Below are 20,727 nucleotides of genomic sequence, written 5' to 3'. Positions count from 1 at the left end.
TTATATCTACAGTTGCTAAAACGCCTCCAAAAATCGCTAAATTGACACCTATGGTTATCTTTAATCTTAACAGGACTTACACAAACGCCAGTGTCATGTATGAAAACGGCAAATCTCCGCTGTTTATCTCTTGCCTGTCCAGCCGACCGAACCAAGCATACATCTTATTCATTTACTCATCAAATAAAATCTTCTGCTGCATATGCTTCCCTGTCCACGGATTTGCCAGCGAGGGGAGTGTCAATATCCGATCCCATCGCTCGTCATTTCGATAGTATTCCTCAATAGAGAAACACTGTATAGGGGCGTAAGTGGTTTCGCCCATCTTTATAGGGCCTAAGGTATGTTTCCAATTGCGTTGTGCAGTTTGCGCATCGAGTGTGATTAGGATGCCCATCGCGGCGTTCTCGTTTCGGATACTCGCGTGAAGTCTATCAAACTTCGCCTTCTGTGAGCCGGAGGCACCTGTGACCTGAACGATAATCGCTTTGCGATCCATGTTATCTGGCGGGTTAAGGAACACCCCAAACCCGTCAATACCATCATCGCCAACTTTCTGTGGGTTGGATGCCAAACCGTCTATGAGTGAGATCGCCCAGTCTTGGAACTTGAACGGAACGGTTTTGGCAAGTTGACGGGCGGTGTCCATATCAACAGGCACCCCTTCGATTGGAAGTGGTGTTATACCGTTAGGGGCAAGGCGGTAACGGTTTATCAAACGGAGTGCGAAGGGCAGGATGTCTATACCGATAACATCCCGTCCGTTTTTCGCAGCAGCTTCTATGGTCGTGCCACAACCCGCGAAAGGGTCAAGCACAAGATCACCCGGATTAGAGGACGCTTTGATGATGCGTTCGTAGAGGGCAAGTGGCTTTTGAGTTGGGTAATCAAGACGTTCTTTTGCCATTGCGTTTAGTGCAGGCATTATAATGACATCATCAGGGGTTTTACCTTTTGGCATTTCTTGTCCAGTCTGTCCACCTTTGGTATAACGCCATTCTGTCATTCCACTTTCAAATGGAACAAGAATATCGTCACGGTTAAAAACATAGTTTTCAGGCGTTTTAGAATACCAGAGGATCGCGTCATGTGCCTTAGCAAGTCGTTTTTTTCCACGAGAAGCGTTTTTGTAGTACCAAATCACCTCATTTTGGAAATTCTTTTCACCGAAGATAGTGTCCATTATGAGTTTGAGGTAGTGGCTGGCGTAGGGGTCGCAGTGTAGGTAGATGCTTCCTTTATTCTTGAGTATCCGGTGCATCATAAAGAGGCGTTCTGCCATGTAGGAGGTGTACGATAACATCTTACTCCGCGGAATGAATCCTTCAAACCCAGCAATCACCTTGGACGCGGGGTTAGCAACTGCGTTCTTGACGCGTTCAACGCGTTCCGCAGACGTATCATCCCAGAGCCAGACATCATCAAATGCTTTGATTTGTGGGTCGATACGGAGTCCTGAATCTTTGAAAACCTTGTTATATTTTTCGTTGGAGTTGAACGGCGGATCGAGGCAGATCAGGTCGATATAGCTGTCGGGAAAGCCTGCCATAATATCAAGGCAATCGCCGTAATAGAGCGTGTTTGCAAATGGAGTGTTCATAGTCCTCTCACAGACTGCAACATGAGAGTAAAGGGATACCCTCTTCTCTGGGTCTAAAAAAATGACAGGACTATAGGGATGGGTGCGCTGATAGGCGCGCGAGGGAATAGAAAGGAATTCGGCAACCTTCCCTATAGGGTGCTGGTTTCCATTAATAATCTCACACGCAAAGCGTGTGTTGTGATACAATAGAAACCAGCGCTGTCATACCGAGTCTATGGCAGTGCTGAAGCGTCGCGGGTATTGGTACTACCTGCGGCGCACCTAATGAATTAGGAAGCTGCCCTGACGTAACCCACGCGAGACCGTGAATTTTCTTAACGTCAGATATATTTTAACACCTATACAAAATATGTGCAACAAAAAATAAATTAATGTCCGAATATGTATGTTTTGCCTGACGCAACGCCAAAAAATGCATCAATCCATAACATAAACCTACCAAATTAGTTTTGGCGTTCTATTTTCAACGATCCCCAGCGCGTTGGGAGTTTTCCTTTTGCTGTGACGGCACGAAAACCGGTATCAAAGACTTCAACGGTTGGAGAAAATTCCCTATCTTCTGTGGTGCCACCAAAGGCATAAATCTTGCCGTTGACTGCCACCATAGAAAATGGCGATAGGGTGGGGGCAGTAGGCGTAGAAGTCAAACGCCATCTCTTTGTAGCCGGGTCATACACTTCAGTACTCGTAAGTCGCTCACCTCGGACACCGTGCGCTCCCACAGCGGAGCCGCCAATGAGATAGATTTTATTCGCAATAACAACCATTCCAAAGCCCCTCCTCAGATTTGGCATGTCAGGTCTCTTCGTCCACCGATTGACTCTCGGCTCATAGACCTCAATCGTTCCAAGAGCAGGACCTCCCGCACCGACTTGCGGCCAGCCATTCCCGCCGATGGCGTAAATAGTATCATCAATAATTGCTGTTGCAAAGCCATCACGTCTTGTCGGCATGTCCGCCCGCTTTGCCCATGTATCACTAACAGGGTCATAGACTTCTACGAGATCAATGCGTCCTTGCAGCCCAGGTTTCTTCTCCTTTGGATCCAGAACCCCACCAATAGCATAGATTTTGCCAGCGACTGCACCAATGCCGAACTGCATACGGGAAACCGGCAAGTCCTGCTTCCTGACCCACGTGTCGGTTTGTGGATCGTACATCTCAACGGCTTTCAGAAATTTGAAATTCTTACCATGGTTGTCTTTCCCGGCGTATCCTGCCATAACATAGATTTTGCCATCAACAACAGCGGTCTCAGTGCCTGCCCGGACAGTCGGCATGTTAGCGAGTCTTTGCCACGTGTTGGTTTCTGGGTCATACACCTCCACCAAGGACATCCCAAATGGACCCCGCCAAATACCAGGACCCGGATCACGCAAAACACCACGTGCATGTTCAAAGAGCGTCCCACCGATGAGATAAATTTTACCATCCACCACAGCGGTCGAAAAGCTTGTTCGATGCGTTGGCAGTTCAGAAATGACTTCCCATTTTGCAGCGGCAACGGTGCCTACCATTATAAATAGGGAAACTCCGAGAACCAATTGAAAAAGCATTCGTTGTAAACCACTATGCTGTTTGAACATTACGTGTCTCTCCGTATCAAGACGTGAGTTTGATAAATAATTGAAAGTTTTTGTACACAGAGAACCCCTTTGGTATAATGACACTTCCACTGACACCTCCAACGACCTTTCACGGAACTGGCTGCTCCGTCTTATGGAGACTTGATAAGCTTGATAAGGTTTCCTTTGCTATTTTTTCGTGAATCTGATACACTCTTAAAGAACCAGTTTAGGGTGGCACTGCAATGAACGGAGTTCTTCTCCGTTTCTGCCACCCTCTCACCATTGCAGGGGGATAAAACAAACTGGGACTGGAACACTTCATGAAAACGATACTCGTCCTCTCAATACTCTTTTCTGTGGTAGCTTTGCCCGCTCTTGGTGAGTTGACCGTTGAGGACATCGAGAAAATTGACGCAAAGATTAAAGAGTCCGAAGACCGTACACAAAAACACGTCACTCAACAAATAGAGCGCCTAAAAACACCAGTGGCATGGCTTATAGGTATCCTTGTCGCTGTGATAGCACTCATAGGTATTCCTTTAGTTGTTTTGACAATCATGATAGGCTGGCGAAGCGTCCAAGACAACGCACAAGCCAAGCAGATTGAAATACTTACACAGGAAATCGAAACGCTTAAGCGACAACGGGTGGTAAACCCCTAACAAACGTCAGACAGTGACATTTTTTATCAAAAGACGGGCATTGGGTTTTAGAACGCGGGCACATTCACCAATAACGCACGCCATTTCAGAGAAATATCCGCGAACCATCCTCGGAATCCCGTTATTATTTAAAGCACCAGATGCCTTCTCGTGATCAAGGTAGGTATATATTGTTTGTAGTAACTTTTGCTGATTGGCTGCTTCTATAAATCGGTAGTTCCTGATTGAGGTTCATTGTTTTCAGGTGTCATAAGCATCTTTACGTCTCGCCACCGGGGATATCTGGCCAGTTGTGTTCTGGTGAATACCCCAAATCGTCTTCTGCCTGCTGCCACGAAAAACGGGAATCGGTACGTCCAGCAACAGCATTATACGCCCCATACTTTACCGTCTCTGTCTCAATTGCGCGAGCGACACATTGCGCAACATCTCGCGGATCCACATAAACGAACCAAGGATCCGTTACAACATCAGGGGCTGCTGGACCGGGGTTTTGTCCATCGCCAGCGATAACCCCTGGACGGACATGAATTACATCTAATCCGTGTGCCTGATGGTATGCTGCGCCGATCCGCTCACCGAGGTACTTTGCGAGCGCATAGTAGAGATCACCCGGTCCGAACCGGAAATCGTCACCCACCTCATAAGGCAGTTTTGCACTCGGCGCAGGCGGACACGTCGATATACTTGATATGTTCACAAGCTTCCGTACACCTTGTCGGATGCAGGCTTCAGCAACATTCCATGTGCCTTTCACCATCACATCAGCAAATAGCGAAGCGGGTTTATCGGATCGTCCTCGGACCAAGGCAACAAGATGCACAACCGCATCCTGCGCTGCACACGCTGCTTCGATTTCGGAAGCGTTTGTCACATCCGCCTTGATAAAGGTCGTATTCTCAGGCACTTGATCCGGTTCAACGATGTCAGTCAGTGTCAGCTCATACGCGCCGTGCAACCGGTCAATAATAAATTGCGCTAAATATCCGCTTGCACCCGTAATCAAAATCTTTTCAATGGTTGCCATCAGTTTTCGTCCTCGTAAGATTTAGACAAACGGTGGGTTCTCATAGAGTGCTACATTGTAGCCGACAAAAAAGACATCTCCACTCTGGACTGTCGGTGCGCGCAGGCTACCGCTACGACCCAGGACGGCTTTCAGAATCGGTGCTTGTGTGTCATCAGACGGCACGAAAGTTTCCACGCGCTTCCCTTTCGCGACAACGATCTGCTCCGCACTGCCCATCAAATCCCATACTGCTGCAGCATCCATTCGTTCTTTTCGAGCGTCCGTACGGTTTTCTGCTTGTAAGTTATGTGTGTCAAGAAACTCTTGCACTTTTTTGCATGAGTTTCAGCTATTCCGAAAATAGATCCAATCCACCATTAGAGTTCCTCCACTTGGATAAATCTACCGGTGTCGCGACTCTGGACCGCGGCATCAATTAAGGCGAGTGTCTGCACGCCATCAGCAAAAGGTGAGCGGATGAGTGTCCTGTCGCCTGTTTCAATGGCGCGCAGCCACGCCTCGGTTTTGTCTAAGCCTAAACTGTTTTCGGAGACCGCTGGTTCATTAACAGTTTCACCGTTAAGGTACCCGCGAATAGTATTATCTGTCATGTGTGCGTGTAGTCGCAAATGCGGTCCGACGACTTCGACCTCAAAAGTAAATCCTTCGGTACCGCAGTGGTTCATGTGCGTTCCGAAAACGCCATTGTCCAACTGATAGGTCATCTGGATGGCGTTTTCTGCATCGAATTCCGTCCGTTCCAACGCCATATTTTTAATAGCCAATGCATGCGCCTGCACGGGTTTCGGGTTCCCCATAACAAACCGCGCACAATCCAAAACATGCACTGCTTGTTCCGGCAAGGGGCCGCCGCTGATCTCATACTGCAGGAACCATGGTGCCATACTGAAACTGAGGTAATAATTGACGGTGCAGACCGTTCGGACGAGGTGTACCGTCTCCGCGGCGATTAACGCCTTTAACCGCTCATAGAGCGGATGATAACGGAGTTGAAATCCCACGGCGGCGATGACATCCGCTTTCTCAATGGCTTCAAGACACTTTCTACCTTCAATCATATTCAGTGCAGGCGGTTTTTCGACCATCATAGAAATACCACGATCGCACGCCATCTGGATAGGTTCAAAGCGAATGGGGGGTGGTGTTGTGATCACGACCCCATCCATTTCTACATCGAAAAAAGCATCTAAATCGGTAGTAGCAAGTGCGCCGTCAGCATGCGTTGCGAGTTCACGCGCAGCCTCAAGTCGCACGTCATGCACAGCAACGACACCCGCGCCGTAACGGGTTATTGTCCCCTGATGATTTCTACCCATATTGCCAGCACCGATGATACCGATTGCTAACGGTTTTTGAGAGTTCATTGTGTTTTCAGATTGCCCCACGTCACCGTGAGTTTCCCTTTCGGTTCGACGGAAAAAATATTAAATTCCGGGGTCGTAACGAAAATATTATCGAATTGCGCGTGATGGGCGGCCGCGCCCCGATTACCGCCTCGCGCGTAGAAACCGATTTTACCCTTTTCGTATCTCTTCTCACTATCGCTCCATTCACCCACAAAGACAAGACTATTCCATTTCGCACCAACCTTACCGAGGTATGCCTTAAACTTGTAGTTCTTGCGCACTTCAAACTTGACGCGGTACCAAACATTCTGCCTACGTTTTTTTTCATCTGCAAAAGGCGTATTTTCGACGGACCAGTTGTTCTCAAGGTTTATATGCCATCCGATGTGTTGCGGTGAATACTTAGAACCAGCAGTTGAAATCTCGTGCATATAGAAGTATTTGTCGTTCCTCGCGTGGAAAACGAACCCCAACGAACCGCCGTTCTTTGCGTTGAAATCGGCGTAGTAGTCGAATTCTTCAGGGAAATCGGTAAGCGTCAACCCAGCACCACCGCCCCAAACGTCGAGCACTCTTCTATCAAGCACATCATGTCGGGTATCATTCTCCTTAAGTCCCCAACTCGCTTGCGGTGCCCATTGAGCGAGGTCGATTTCTTGACGCTCAAAATCGTCGTGAAATAAGATTTCTGCAGAAACCGTGCTAACACACAAAGCGAGTGTCAGGAAAATAAGTGTAAAAAAAATGGTATATCGCATTCAGTCTCCTTATTCGCGCTTGAGCTCACCCCATGTCAAAGACAGTTTCCCGCTTGGGGCAACAGGGAGCGGATGAGATCCCGGCGTAGTCACTACGATATTATCGAATTGGGCGCGTTCACCCCAGCCCCTTTAACATTTCCTATCATTGAGAAGCCAATCTTTCCCTGCGCGAACCCTTTTTTAACATCGGTCCATGTCCCTACGAAAATGAGTTCATTCGGGTCTGCACCAACTTCACCCAAGTATGCATAAAATTGCTGATTCGCCCGCACCTCAAACTTCACCCGGTACCAAACGTCCCGCTCCCGATTTTGTCTGTCTGCAAACGGAACGCTCCAAACTTGCCGAACTCTTTCGCGCACGAAGTGGCGCGCCCAACGGATATGTTGGGGTGAGTATTTAGCACCTTCCGTCGTGATTGATGCCGAGTAGTAGTTATAAATGCTGTTTGCCTGAATAAGGTTGAGCGGGTCCACTCGATCTTCTTGCGCGTGAAACACAAAACGTGCGACACTCCCGGGGCCGGTTCCCTCCATCGTCTTGAAATCGGCATAGTAATCAAATTCCTCTGGGAACTCAGCGATACTTAATCCGGCACCATGCCCCCAGATATCAAGCACTTTTTTGCCTAAAACCGCGTGCTGATCCGCGTTGTCGCTGAGCTTCCAACTCGGTAGAGGCATCCATTTCGTTTCATCAATGACCCGCTGACCAATCGCGTTTTTCGCCTCAAAGTCATCCTGAAACAGAATTTCAGCATAACCGATACTAACACACAGCGTCAGTATAACGATGAGAGTTATCTGCCAGATGAAGGTTTTCATGCAGGCATATCGCACTTTTTCTTTTCTACCTTATTTGTTGTAGGCGAGGTTTTAAACCTCGCCTACAGATAGCAATCCTACTCTGTTTTGATCTCTGCCCACGTTGTGGTAAGTTTCGCGTCCGGTTCAACAGCCATCGGATCACGTCCACCATAAATCTCGATTTCATCAACACGCGCGCCACCGTTCGCGCGAATATGGAGGCGCAACCACCGTGCTTCTACATCTTTGAAGGTGAACTCAGTTGTTTCGCTAATAGGGTCTCCCTTGTGCGTGTAAACCTTTGTCCATGTGTTCGCTTCAGAATCTGGATCCGCTTTGGTAGTCGCGACGAGAATATCAAAATCAGCGGTTGTCCGGTCTTGGAAATTTTGTGCATGATCGCTCGCGAAATAGATACGGTTCACATTCGCGACATCACCCATGTCAATCTGCGCCCACCCCGGCACCGGGCCGATGATCCAACTCCGACAGTTGTTGTAAAAACCGTCGTTGAGATATTCAATACAGTGTCTACGCGGACACCATCCCTCTAACTGCGAGGAAGCTTCCGCCTCCGCATCTTTGAGGAGTGCCAAGTTGGGTTCTTTATCACGAACTGTCGGCACGAATTCGGGTCCCGACGCTCCACCGGCATCACATGCATCCGTTGCTTCTGCAATGTCTTGTTCCTTGAATTCGTAACGTCCGAATTTTTCGGGCCCCTTATCTTCTTCATGGGCTGCGAAGACAACAGGTATGCTGATTAGCATCGCTATCATTGCAACCCACCCATATTTTGTCCATTTCATCGCGTATTTCTCCGTTTGTGTGTGAGGTAGTACTTGCCGTACATACTAACGCAAGTCCAAAATTATTGCAAGAAAACCGTGAGTTATACTCAGGACTATTTAGTTTTCGGTTTTTTTGTCCAATTTTGCCCGCTAGGCCCGATAGGTGTGGTTTGATGAAGTTTAAGAAAATATTTCGGTAATTCTATATTTTTTTCAGGACCGGTAGGGCGGTTTCCTAACCGCACCATAGGTGTCAATTTTAGAAAAAACCGTATCCTCCCGTAGGTGTTTTTGCTGGGGTGTTTCCTATAGGTTGAACGGATATTCCCAAAACCCTGAAAAATAACACAACACTCAGCCCGCACCAGAGATGCCACGTCAAACAGAAAACCGAGAGAAACCCAACACCTTTACCGTTTCGGGACACCTGAGGGTCTCAAGTTGGGTTTCACTGCGTTTTTGGATGTATAGGATGACAAGTTAGGTTTGAGGGTACTGACACACGGACATATACCTTTTCAATACCGTTCAACCCAACCTACGGGACTAAATTGACCCCAATGGTGCACTTTCCAAGCACATCATTGGCTGTAAAACCTACTACAAATAGCCCTAACTTCTGCTGAAATTAATTTGCACTCTTAACAGATTTATAGTATAATTTTTTAACAGTAAATCCCCTATTTTTTTCCAGCAAAATTCGGCTTCAAGTTCCATCAAAATAGGAGGCTCCAATGCAATCCCAAGACGTTATCGAACAGCAGTACCACGAAGCAGTAGAGGCACTTGTCGAAAAGGTTCAGAAAGATCCCTATGTCCTCGCAGCGATTGTTGCGGGTAGTTTTTCCTATGCCCAAGTATGGGAAAAATCGGACCTCGATGTCGAAATCATCGGCAAGGATGCCATCCGTCCGACACAATCTTTCTTCTCGCTCATTGAAAACGGCGTAAACATCCACGCCAGTATAACGCCGCGGAACGCTTTTAAGCAGAATATTGAGAGCGCGCAACAGGGGTCTTTCATGCACTCCTATTTCTCGCACAGCACGCTCCTCTTTTCCCATGATGCATCTATCCAAGAGTGGTATGATAAGAACGCAAACCGCGATAACATCGGTGAACGCGATAAACAGTTCCAACTGCTCAACGTCATCGCCAGCACGCTGCCGAGCCTTGTCTATACTGAAAAGCAGTTTTACGTGAATAAAGATTGCCTGATTTCCTTTCTATCGCTATTGGAAGTGGTGCAAGGATTAGCACGGATAGAAGTGCTTTTGAACGATGAAATTCCTGCAAGAGAGGTGATTCAACCTGCGCTCCGCTACAATCCTGATTTCTTTAACCGTGTCTATACAGACCTGATTAACTGCGAAAAGAGCGAGGCAGTTATTCAGGACGCGCTCAAGGCTGTCAACACCTACCTTGATGAACGGCAATTTATTTTCCAACCGGTTCTTGATTATCTCGCTGAGCAGAAAGCACCGCGCTCGATTACGGAATTGTATGCAGACTTAGGGCGCGGATTACATGATGATGGTGAAGGATCGCTCAATCTGGTGTGCCAATGGTTGGCATGGAAGGGGATTATCAGGCAAGTTTCGATGTCACTGAAACTCACGGCGAAGAGCCAAATTGCCGTTGAAGAACCCGCCTATTACTACGATGGCACTGTAGGAGCGAGCTCTGCTCGCGATAGCACTGTAGGAGCGAGTGTTTTTGATAGGGTGTTTCTTGTCGCTCGCGATGCTTCTCAATCGCGTTTGAAAGGGGATATCCACGCACAAATTCACCGCGCCGTCGAGAGTATATCGGACACACTCGAGCAGGATATGTACATCCTCGCGGCGATTCTCACCAGCAACCTTGCTGAAGACAATGTCTGGGAAAAAACCACTGTCCATATCACCCTGATTCTCCGTGACGGCACGAGGTTCAAACAGAAACAGTATCAATTAATTGAAGAAGGGGTCCCGATCCAGGTGCGACTCTATACCCGCAGTGCTTATAGAAAAATGTTAGAAGGAACGCTACAAGGCAGCACGCTCCATTCAATCCTCGCGGAGAGTCGTGTCCTTTTTTCCAAGGATAGTTTGCTTTCTGTAGATGGAGATGCTAATTTCACCATCGGAGACCCGTCCTGTCTACAAGTCGGTGAACGGGATAAGCACTCCCAACTTCTCAACGCCGCAGCTTTCGCAACAACCGTACTCGCGAAAGCCGAGAAATGGTTTCACCTCAAGCGGGATTTCGATTATACGTTTCTCTACCTAACATATATGGTCAGACAATTGGCATGTATTGAGGTGCTTATGCACGGTGAAACACCACGCAGGAAGGTTCTCTATCAAGCCCTTGATCACAATCCTGACTTTTTCAACGCTGTTTTCATAGATCTGTTGGACAAGCCAAAAGATGAAGTGATGCTTCGCGAGGCACTTGAACAGGTAGACACCTACTTGGAAGATAACCTACAGACGTTGTTTAAACCGCTGCTTGACTTTTTAGAGGAATCGGGCGAGGAACGCACAATAACCGACATCTATACGCATTTTGGAAGCCGTGGACTCGCATTTGAATTGGCGTGCGAATGGCTGGCGCAAAAGGGGATTATCGAACAATTCTCGGCACCTATCCGCTTAACAAAGGACAGTCGGACCTCCGTAGAGGAACCCGCATATTATTACGATGCGAATAACCCGTTTCTATTTGACCTGTAATAGTCCTTCTAAAAGTCTATATTACATTAACCGCACCGTCCACCCAGACCCGGTAGGTGCGGTGTTTTTGCTTGGGTGTTTCCCTCCTAACCGCACCGGGCATGATCAAAAACCTTGATGCTTTTAAGAGAAATTCAATCAGAATTGACATAATAGCATAGAACCTATGTAGAATATAAATCAGGAGTTCAACGAAAGCGTGCGGAACATCAAACCGACACATAAAGCGATACAAACCTTTTACACAGAACTTAAACAGTATGAAAAACTCGGTGCAACAAACGAAACCGAGGTCAGACTCGCCTTTGCAACACTCCTTCAACATTACGCCCGGCAAAACAATCTAACGCTTATCTGTGAAAAACCGCTCCGCACGCTGCAAGGGACAACAATTTATGTTGACGGTATGCTCACGGATAACAACTTCGGCTTGCCGCGCGGCTACTGGGAGGCGAAAGACCTCCACGACAATCTCGCGACATCGGTTAGGGAACCGCTCAGCGTTGGAGTGGGTGGTGGATCAGTATCGCGTGAAGACAGATAGACGCAGCGACATCGTAAACGATCCGAACCGTGCGGATGATGAGACCTACATCGTGGATCTGATTCGGAAGGTTATCAGTGTCAGTTTGGAGACGGTGCGGATTGTTGAGAAGTTGTCGGGGTTGGATATTGGGAGCGAGGCATAGCGTTTCTTCGTTCTTGTTTTTTGATAATTAATTTTTTCTATGGTATAATAACTGGGACCGACCATCTTAATGTAACTGAATCAAGGAGCGGACATTTCCTGAAAACACCTAATGGAGATCATTGGACGAAGAAAACTGGACAAATTTGCGCAGAGACATTCAACTGCCAGAAGTGCTCTTCAGCGATGGTATACATTGATGGAGGAAGGAACTTTTGAGTCTTTTGTAGATTTGCGTGAAACGTTTCCTCAAGCAGACCCGGTGCCAATAAAGGCAGGTGAAAACACAACTTTGACAGTCTTCAACATTGGTAGAAACGTACGTCTTATCACATTTGTTGAATATACAGATCAGACAGTTTCTATTAGGCGTGTGCTTACGCATGACGAGTATGATAGAGGTAAATGGAAGAGGTAAACTATGGCGATGGAAATACAACACGCATTTGACGTTTCATCAATACCTGGGCCTTTGGAATTGGATACCGTTTCATCTGGAGTTACCTTAAGCGGATCCCAATTGTTTCAGAGGTCGGAGCCGATACAAATTCAGGTCGAAATTCAATCGTCGGCTCCCGTTGTGTCTACAATCTACCCTGAAAGTGCCTATCAATGGTTAGTATGGGTATTAGATGGATTAATCGATTTTGGGCAGCGGCATGGTCATTACGGTGTTATCGAACTGACAGAAGATGAATATCAATGGTTGGATGATGTATTAGAAGAATTAATTTATTCCGTTGGTGAGAATCAAAGTCATCCTTTGGCACCGTTGATGAAATTCATTATTCGGATCATTGCCAACTATGAAGATGCCTACGTTCCAAAACTCACCGAACGGTTTCCAGAGTTGGCAGAAGAAGCACCCATAGAAACAGCAAACAAAAGCAAGCAGCCCGCTTCAAACATTCCTAAACAGAGTGAAAGTGAACTCGCCGCACATGCTTTTTTTTCTATCGGTTACCTCCTTTATCAGGGGAACCGGCCGGAAAAAGCCATTTCAGCCTATGATCAAGCGACTGCGTTGAAGTCTAATTTTTGGGAAGCCTTCGATAATCGCGGCACAGCTTATACCAACAAAGGGAATTATGACCGAGCTATTGAAGATTATACCACGGCGATACAACTCAACTCAGACTATGCATCAGCCTATAACAATCGTGGCAATGCTTATACCAGCAAAGGAAATTACGACCGAGCTATTAGAGACTATAATACTGCCATAGAATTGAGGACTGATTATGCTATAGCCTATATCAATCGAGGACTTGCTTACGACAGAGCAGGCAAGGTTGACCGAGCTATTAGAGATTATGACGCTGCGATACAACTGAATCTCAATTACGCCGAGGCCTATTACAACCGAGGCAATGCTTATACCAACAAAAGAGATTATGACCGAGCCATTGAAGATTATACCACGGCGATACAACTCAACTCAGACTATGCATCAGCCTATAACAATCGTGGCAATGTTTATACCAGCAAAGGAGATTATGATCAAGCCATTAGAGATTATAATACTGCGATACAACTTGAACCCGAACATCCCACAGCCTATTACAACCGAGGCCGTGCTTACTTCAAAAATGACGAGTTTGATCATGCCATTGAAGACTTTAACAAAACTATAAACTTGAACCCTGATGATGGCGAGATCTGTATCAGTACCTATACCAGTCGCGGTGCGACTTACTTCAAAAAAGGGAAGTTTGACCATGCCATTGAAGACTTTAACAAGGCGATACAACTTGAACCCGAGCATCCCACAGCCTATTACAACCGAGGCCGTGCTTACCTCGAAGATGACGAGTTTGACCATGCCATTGAAGACTTTAACAAAACTATAAACTTGAACCCTGATGATACCGATGCCTATATCTTTCGCGGTGTGGCTTACGGCATAAAGGGGGAGTTTGACCTCGCCATTGAAGATTTTACCAAGGCTATAGATTTGAATCCCGATGATGACGATATCTATGCCAGCCGCGGTATGGCTTATGATAGGAACGGTGAGTTCGACCTGGCCATAGAAGACTTTACTAAAACTATAGACTTGAACCCTGATAGTGCCGGTGCCTATACCAGTCGCGGTGTAGTCTACAGCAACAATGGTAAATATGACTTGGCTCTTGAAGATTTTAACAAAGTTATAGACTTGAACCCTAACGATGATAATGCCTATATCAATCGCGGTGTGGTTTACTGTAGGAAAAACGAGTATACCTTGGCCATCAAAGATTTTACCAAAGCTATAGACTTGAACCCTAAAGATGCCAGGATCTATGCCAGTCGTGGTTTGGCTTACCACGAGAAAGGTAAGTACGACTTGGCTCTTGAAGATTTTACCAAAGCCATAGACTTGAACCCTAACGATGATAATGCTTATGCGGCAATGCTTATCACAACAAAGGCAAAGTTAACCGCGTTATTGAAGACTTTACCAAAGCCATAGACTTGAACCCTAACAATAATAATACCTATTACAGGCAGCGGTAGGTTCAGAAAAGGAGCAAAAAGATGCAAACTCATGTTGTCACAAGAGTCATTGATGGGGATACGCTTGAGATCAGCCCTGAAATTTCTCGACAGACAGCACTACGGACTCCGATGGAAAGACTGATTGGAGCCCCCCTCGCTGCTGAAACTCCTACGGAACGGTTGAACCGCCCAAATATGTTTCACAAGATTCGCTTAAAAAATATAGATGCCCCAGAAATCGGGACGCCTCAAGGTGAAAAGGCTATCCGCTATCTGAAACAATTTCTGGAAGGAAAACAGGTCATATTCAAGCCAGTCAGTATTTCTCACGATCGCGTAGTTGCCGATGTATGGCGATATCCAGACCACGTGTTTGTAAATGCAATCATGGTCTACAGCGGACACGCCAAATGGTCGCACCCTCCGCGTTAATATCCCTCTTCCGCCCATCCACCTGAGATTTAGAACAAGTGAGGTCTCATGCCTGATTTAAATGCTGATGCTCAGCAATTTCACAATCCACGAGCAGGAGTTACTATGAAACCAACTATCGATATTGAAACGACCACAGTTGATGAATGTACAAAAGACGAACGGATGGATAAAGCCTTTGAACAGATCCTTGAAATCGCCTTTGATGCCGGGCTTCTCGTCTTCATGACAGACGAAGACGATTCCTACACACAACGAATTTTAATTGAGCGTCCCGTTGAAGACGAAAGTGAAGAAGCCTTGGATGATTAATCAATCCGAGCAAATAGTAAGAAAAGCAGAATACTTTGTTTTTCATTTGAATTCTCATATTATATATGTTATCATATATACACAAACTCGAATTAATTAGAAATATCTAAAGTATTAAAGGAGCATAGCGCGTAGATTCCGATGAGCACCCTCAAAACCGGATAGCAAAAATAAATCGTTGCCGACGACCTACTGACAACCCAACCAAATGTTACACTTTTCGCCAAATTATTTTTTTTTTTGCAAAACGAAAGCAACACCAAAATTGCCTCTAAACCCTTACAGGGACTGGGTTTATACCGATAATCAATTTACATCAAATGTTACACTGGTGTAACATTTTTAGGACTTACGTCAGGATCATTCAATTGTCCGTTTTTGGTGTTGTCCTTTTCACAGGCGTTAATACTTCAGATATGTTCTGTTAGAAGTCTGAGGAAATCCAAATTAAAACAACCCGCAGAAAATTTCGCAGCATTTCGCTACGCAACAATAAATTCCCATCTTTTCCCAAACGTGATATACTAAAGAAAATACTCTATTTGCAAGGTTAAAACGGCTTATGAATTTTCCAAAGCTGTCAGCGTCAAAACGCTTGGAGATGCTCCAACCGCCGACAGGACAAGTGCGGATGGTACTTGACACTGATACTTACAACGAAATCGACGATCAATTTGCAGTCGTTCACGCGCTGCTTTCACCGGAACACCTCAACGTTGAGGCACTCTATGCTGCGCCTTTCCACAACAACCGCTCAGCGAACGCCGAAGATGGCATGGAGAAAAGCTACGATGAAATTCTAAGGCTCTTGGATTTCCTGAATGTCCCCGCCGACGGATTTGTCTATCGCGGTTCCAGGGCGTTTCTCTCTGATAAAGAGACCCCCGTGCCAAGCGATGCTGCCACCGATATGATTGAACGGGCATTAACAGCAAGTCCTGAAGAACCACTCTATGTCGTTGCTGTGGGAGCGATAACCAACGTCGCCTCCGCGATCCTCATAGCACCCGAAATTATCGAACGCATTGTCATCGTCTGGCTTGGTGGGAATCCGTTGTACTGGCCCCACACCCGAGAGTTCAACCTTATGCAGGACCTTCAGAGCGCGCAAGTGGTTTTGGACTGCGGTGTACCATTCGTTTGGCTACCCGCACGCGGGGTCGTCTCACATCTGCACACGACAGTCGCTGAGATGGAACGCTATGTGCAAGGTAGAGGCAAAGTCGGTGATTACCTCGTAGAAATCTTTAAGGATTACGCAAGCGACCACTTTGCTTGGTCAAAGGTGATATGGGATATATCCGCGACAGCATACCTCATCAACCCGGCGTGGGTACCGACAGAAATTGTCCACAGTCCGATCTTGACGGAAGCAGTGACGTGGAGTTTTGACAACAACCGTCATCTGATGCGCGTTGCATCGAGTGTGAATCGGGACGCGATTTTTAGGGATCTGTTTGAGAAATTACAAGCGCACTCGGATTAAGCAACACGGAATGGATATGGGCAATTTTAGAATAGGATTCGGTGCGGTTGGATGAAGTTTAAGAAAATATTTCGGTAATAAACGGGCAATGAATTGCCCTACTACAAACGGTTTGGCTTGTAGTAGTGCGATTTTTGCGGCGTACTCGCCCAGATGCGATGTGCATCGCGGTGTACTCACCCAAATGCGAAGTGCATTATCGCACGTTCTGACATTACCGAATTAAAAAATTAATCTTCATGAAACTGCACCTACCGGGCCTGGGGTGTGTGATTTTACGGGAGCGTGAGATTCCATTCGTCAATGCCAATAACCTCAAGCTGATCATGCGGCTTGAAGTAATCGGTTGGATGGTGATCTTCACCCATGTCTCCAAATAATCGGCGACGACGCGGTGTCATCCGTTCAAGCACTTCCGCGGGAAGTTTGTCATAGTCATAAGGACGGGACCACATCTGTCCATAACGGAACGTGACGCTTTTGCGGATGCGATCCGTCCGATTTGGACCGACACCGTGCCATAACGCCCAAGGGAAGATGACGGCATCTCCCGCTTCAGCAATGACCTGAATCGCACCTTTCGGATACTCACCCTTTTTAAATCCGTTCTCGGGGAAATCTACTTTGTGGCTGCCCGGCACACACATAAAATTCCCTTGATCGGGTTCAGTCAGATCTGTCAAGAAAAATTGGATTTTGAATTGCAGAGGCAAACTATCCGGATGTGGATGAATCCGTTGCAGCGAGGGACCGGCATCCGTATGAAATCCCATCAACGCGTCAACATCCGGGTGACGAACATAGATTTGCGTGCCCATAATCTGGAGATATGGCCCCATCAATGAAAGGATCGTGCCGAAGGTCCGCGGATGATCGGTGAGCGGATCTAAGGCATCTGTCCGCTCAATTGCTCGGATAATCGTATAAGCACCTTTCCCGAACCGATTATTGCCTTGTAGACTGGGTGTCTCTTGGACATACGTTTCAATCGCTGAATCCACAGCCGCCAAAAGCGTTTCAATTTCAGCAGGTGAAAGCACGTTCTTGATGAGCAGATACCCTTCCGTCTGCCACACCTTTTGTTGGACATCCGTCAAGTATGGAGATAGCATACGTTGCTCCTCTGTTGCGAGTCTGTTAATGTGAGAGGATTATAGACAATTTGCACCGTTGTGTCAAGTCTGTTTTGGCAATCACACTCAACGTTTTCAGTGAATTTACGTCTAATTTGTTACAATCAAGGCGGATATATCGTATATTAAAGTCAAAAGGTTTGTCACCAAGATAAAAGTATGAACAATTTCGCAAATATTCTTAGCACCATCCGCCGTCCGTTCCAACAGGAACTCCGAAAAGGCTGTAAAGACGATGTTGTCGTCAATGGGTTGGGAAGCTACGTCCAGTTATGGGTAAAAAATGGTGATGCCTTCACATTGGATGCAACTGAAAAAGAGGTCCTGAACGGTCTGGCAAGTCTCTTTGAAAATTACGCCGGTGCATCACCAACCGAACGACAGCGTACGCTCGAAGAAGCAACAAAACGAATTGATACCGTACTTGGCGGTAGACAGGGAAACCTCGCGAATGTAAGTAACACAAGCACAGCCCCCTCCCAGAAACGTCAGCAGCCAACAAAACGCACCAGTTCTAAAAAGAAAACACAAACGGAGATGTTGCCGCTCTTTGAGGAACCAGGAAGTCGTTCAGAAAACGCACCTGTAAAGCGGGAACCCGTAGCAGTACCTACAACTTATACACGGCAAGCAGAACATTTATCCTTGTTCGGAGATACAGAGGTTGCTTCTCAGCAGGCAGAAAGCACTTTCACAGAAGAAGCCGCGGCACCTGTGCCGATCTCTGATATCCCAATCTCAACAGATCTCACATCCCTCGATTTCCTGTCTGAACCGCTCCAATATCTTAAAGGCATTGGGCCCCGCCGTGCCGCGATGCTTTTGGCAGAACTCAATATCGAAACAGTCGGTGAATTACTGGCATACTATCCCCGCGATTATATCGACCGCTCGAAGATGGTAGAGATTTATAGGGTCGGCAGAGCAGAAGATGATGAACCGGAGACGATCCAAGGCAAAGTCGTTAATCATACCTCATCTCCGACTGCGAAAGGGAAACGCATCGGCAAAATCTCAATTTATGACGGGACCGGCGTTGCGTTGTTAGTTAATTTCGGAAGACGTATCGGTATCATGAAGTCGCTGCTCCCCGTTGATACCGAAGTTGTTGTTAGTGGCAAGTTCTCGCGGCGTTACAACGAAATCCAAGCGACCGACTATGAGTTTGAACTGTTTGAGGAAGACAATCTGATTCACACAAACCGGATTGTTCCGAAATATCCACTGACAGCAAAACTTACAGCGAAAATGCTACGGATGTGGATGCGGACCGCACTTGATACATACGGAGAGCAGATACCAGAAATCCTCCCGCTTGAACTCCGTCAACGGCAACGCTTGATTGACAGGCAGTCGGCTATCAACGAGATCCATTTCCCGACCTCGGAGGCACATCGAAAAGCAGCGCAAAAACGACTCGCTTTTGAAGAGTTTTTTCTCCTCAGCGTTGGAATGGAACTGAAAAAAGACCGTAAGATCTCACAGGAGGGTATCGCATTCCAAGTTGGCACCGAGACACAAGGCAATACGCCCACCCTACTCCGAGATTTCATCGCCTCGCTTCCGTATGAACTGACCGGCGCGCAAAAACGGGTTTTCGGTGAAATCCAAAACGATATGCGCCAGAAAAATGTCATGAATCGGCTTATTCAAGGCGATGTCGGTTCAGGAAAAACTGTCGTCGCGGCGATGGCACTGCTCCGCGCCATCGAAAATGGGTACCAAGGCGCGCTGATGGTACCGACTGAAATTCTCGCCGAACAGCACTATTACAACCTCTCTGAGATGTTCGAGTCTTTGCACAAAGATACCGCTCATACGGATAATCAGAAAATAAACGTCGTGCTTCTCAAAAGCGACTTACCGAAAGCGGAGCGTGAAGAAGCGTTAGCCGCAATTGCCGATGGCACTGCAGACCTCATCGTCGGTACACAGGCATTGATACAAGAAGGTGTCGATTTTCACAGACTCGGACTCGTTATCATTGACGAACAACACCGGTTCGGTGTGATGCAACGCGCAACACTTCGTAATAAGGTGGGCAACAAGGCACTCCCACCAGATGTCCTCGTCATGACAGCAACCCCGATTCCGAGAACACTCGCCTTGACACTCTACGGTGATCTGAACGTCTCTGTCATTGATGAGATGCCACCCGGTAGACAGACGATTAAGACCCACTGGATAAAGGAGAAGGACAGGGAAAAGTTATACGGTAACCTTCGGAAGGAGATTCAACGCGGCAGACAGGCATACGTTGTCTATCCGCTCGTTGAAGAGTCCGAGAAACTGGAAGAACTTAAAGCCGCCACAGAGATGGCAGAACATCTTCAAAATGCCGTATTTCCAGACCTACGCGTTGGGTTGTTGCATGGACAGATGAAATCCATTGAGAAACAAGAAGTCATGGCAAAGTTCAACAATAAGCACATTGACATCCTTGTTTCAACAACGGTGATTGAGGTAGGTATTGATATCCCGAACGCAACGCTAATGGTGATTGAAAACGCAGAACGCTTTGGGTTGTCCCAGCTGCACCAATTGCGGGGACGTGTCGGACGTGGCAAGCACCAATCGGCGTGCTACCTTGTCGCGACGCCAAAAGGTGACGATTCCTACCAACGGATTCAAGCGATGATTCGGACAAACAACGGCTTCAAGATCGCAGAGGCAGACCTGAACATCCGGGGACCGGGAGAGTTCTTCGGCACACGGCAATCGGGGGTCCCGAATTTCAAGATCGCAAACATCATCCACGATGCTACGCTCTTGGAAACAGCGAAACAAGAGGCGGAGTCATTAGTCAAAGCCGATCGTGAGTTGAACGCACCGGCACATCAATTGCTGAAACGGATGTTACAGAAACATTGGCGCGACAATCTGGAAATCGCATCTGTTGGTTAGCGAAAGG

Annotated in this window: 18 protein-coding genes and 2 pseudogenes; 10 read left to right on the top strand and 10 right to left on the bottom strand. The window is 47.0% G+C overall.

The window, feature by feature from the left end; all coding sequences use genetic code 11:
* Nucleotides 1-172: 172 nt before the first annotated feature.
* Both OXH00_08475 and OXH00_08470 read right to left on the bottom strand, forming a co-directional pair.
* Complete coding sequence (locus tag OXH00_08475; protein ID MCY3741041.1) at nucleotides 173-1,600, bottom strand: site-specific DNA-methyltransferase; 1,428 nt, start codon at nucleotides 1,598-1,600, stop codon at nucleotides 173-175.
* 446 nt (nucleotides 1,601-2,046) lie between these two features.
* Complete coding sequence (locus OXH00_08470) at nucleotides 2,047-3,120, bottom strand: hypothetical protein (GenBank protein MCY3741040.1); 1,074 nt, start codon at nucleotides 3,118-3,120, stop codon at nucleotides 2,047-2,049.
* Nucleotides 3,121-3,491: 371 nt separating this feature from the next.
* Between OXH00_08470 and OXH00_08465 the strand changes: the two genes are divergently transcribed.
* Entirely contained in the window at nucleotides 3,492-3,833 is a 342-nt protein-coding gene (locus OXH00_08465) for a hypothetical protein (GenBank protein MCY3741039.1), read from the top strand.
* A gap of 18 nt (nucleotides 3,834-3,851) precedes the next feature.
* Here OXH00_08465 and OXH00_08460 read toward each other — a convergent pair.
* The 7 genes and pseudogenes from OXH00_08460 to OXH00_08430 form a co-directional block, all read right to left on the bottom strand.
* Nucleotides 3,852-4,040: pseudogene (locus OXH00_08460) on the bottom strand (site-specific DNA-methyltransferase).
* A gap of 52 nt (nucleotides 4,041-4,092) precedes the next feature.
* A complete protein-coding gene (locus tag OXH00_08455; protein ID MCY3741038.1) occupies nucleotides 4,093-4,860 on the bottom strand; it encodes an NAD(P)-dependent oxidoreductase in 768 nt (255 codons plus the stop codon).
* 21 nt (nucleotides 4,861-4,881) lie between these two features.
* Nucleotides 4,882-5,172: an ArsC family (seleno)protein gene (locus tag OXH00_08450; GenBank protein ID MCY3741037.1), complete on the bottom strand. Its 291-nt coding sequence runs from the start codon at nucleotides 5,170-5,172 to the stop codon at nucleotides 4,882-4,884.
* 47 nt (nucleotides 5,173-5,219) lie between these two features.
* Entirely contained in the window at nucleotides 5,220-6,227 is a 1,008-nt protein-coding gene (locus OXH00_08445; GenBank protein MCY3741036.1) for a Gfo/Idh/MocA family oxidoreductase, read from the bottom strand.
* The gene (locus OXH00_08440; GenBank protein ID MCY3741035.1) at nucleotides 6,224-6,967 is read right to left on the bottom strand and encodes a hypothetical protein; all 744 of its coding nucleotides are present in this window, start codon (nucleotides 6,965-6,967) and stop codon (nucleotides 6,224-6,226) included. The genes OXH00_08445 and OXH00_08440 overlap by 4 nt, the downstream gene beginning before the upstream one ends.
* A 92-nt stretch (nucleotides 6,968-7,059) precedes the next feature.
* Nucleotides 7,060-7,794, bottom strand: coding sequence for a hypothetical protein (locus OXH00_08435; protein ID MCY3741034.1), 735 nt, complete (start codon nucleotides 7,792-7,794; stop codon nucleotides 7,060-7,062).
* A gap of 77 nt (nucleotides 7,795-7,871) precedes the next feature.
* Complete coding sequence (locus tag OXH00_08430) at nucleotides 7,872-8,585, bottom strand: hypothetical protein (protein MCY3741033.1); 714 nt, start codon at nucleotides 8,583-8,585, stop codon at nucleotides 7,872-7,874.
* A 716-nt stretch (nucleotides 8,586-9,301) separates the two neighbouring features.
* On the opposite strand from OXH00_08430, the gene OXH00_08425 reads away from it, so the two are divergent.
* From OXH00_08425 to OXH00_08390, 8 genes and pseudogenes are all read left to right on the top strand, one after another.
* Entirely contained in the window at nucleotides 9,302-11,284 is a 1,983-nt protein-coding gene (locus tag OXH00_08425; protein ID MCY3741032.1) for a hypothetical protein, read from the top strand.
* 199 nt (nucleotides 11,285-11,483) lie between these two features.
* The gene (locus OXH00_08420) at nucleotides 11,484-11,828 is read left to right on the top strand and encodes a hypothetical protein (GenBank protein ID MCY3741031.1); all 345 of its coding nucleotides are present in this window, start codon (nucleotides 11,484-11,486) and stop codon (nucleotides 11,826-11,828) included.
* Nucleotides 11,764-11,973, top strand: a pseudogene (locus OXH00_08415) (helicase). The gene OXH00_08420 and the pseudogene OXH00_08415 overlap by 65 nt, the downstream one beginning before the upstream one ends.
* Before the next feature lie 111 nt (nucleotides 11,974-12,084).
* Nucleotides 12,085-12,390, top strand: a complete 306-nt coding sequence (locus OXH00_08410; GenBank protein MCY3741030.1) for a type II toxin-antitoxin system HigB family toxin — start codon at nucleotides 12,085-12,087, stop codon at nucleotides 12,388-12,390.
* A 3-nt stretch (nucleotides 12,391-12,393) separates the two neighbouring features.
* Nucleotides 12,394-14,427, top strand: a complete 2,034-nt coding sequence (locus OXH00_08405; protein MCY3741029.1) for a tetratricopeptide repeat protein — start codon at nucleotides 12,394-12,396, stop codon at nucleotides 14,425-14,427.
* 65 nt (nucleotides 14,428-14,492) lie between these two features.
* On the top strand, nucleotides 14,493-14,885 hold the full coding sequence (locus OXH00_08400) for a thermonuclease family protein (protein ID MCY3741028.1): 393 nt from the start codon (nucleotides 14,493-14,495) through the stop codon (nucleotides 14,883-14,885).
* Nucleotides 14,886-14,990: 105 nt separating this feature from the next.
* A complete protein-coding gene (locus tag OXH00_08395; protein MCY3741027.1) occupies nucleotides 14,991-15,197 on the top strand; it encodes a hypothetical protein in 207 nt (68 codons plus the stop codon).
* A gap of 562 nt (nucleotides 15,198-15,759) precedes the next feature.
* Nucleotides 15,760-16,683 (top strand): nucleoside hydrolase, encoded by a 924-nt coding sequence (locus OXH00_08390; protein ID MCY3741026.1) that lies wholly within the window; start codon nucleotides 15,760-15,762, stop codon nucleotides 16,681-16,683.
* A gap of 275 nt (nucleotides 16,684-16,958) precedes the next feature.
* On the opposite strand, the gene OXH00_08385 is transcribed toward OXH00_08390, so the two are convergent.
* Entirely contained in the window at nucleotides 16,959-17,795 is an 837-nt protein-coding gene (locus tag OXH00_08385; GenBank protein ID MCY3741025.1) for a phytanoyl-CoA dioxygenase family protein, read from the bottom strand.
* Nucleotides 17,796-17,975: 180 nt separating this feature from the next.
* Between OXH00_08385 and recG the strand changes: the two genes are divergently transcribed.
* Entirely contained in the window at nucleotides 17,976-20,720 is a 2,745-nt protein-coding gene (recG, locus tag OXH00_08380) for an ATP-dependent DNA helicase RecG (protein MCY3741024.1), read from the top strand.
* Nucleotides 20,721-20,727: the final 7 nt, after the last annotated feature.

The organism is Candidatus Poribacteria bacterium, from assembly GCA_026706025.1.
In the GTDB taxonomy this organism is placed as follows: Bacteria; Poribacteria; WGA-4E; order WGA-4E; family WGA-3G; genus WGA-3G.
Note: the sequence above shows the minus strand (reverse complement) of the source record. Positions and strands in the feature narration are given on the sequence as shown.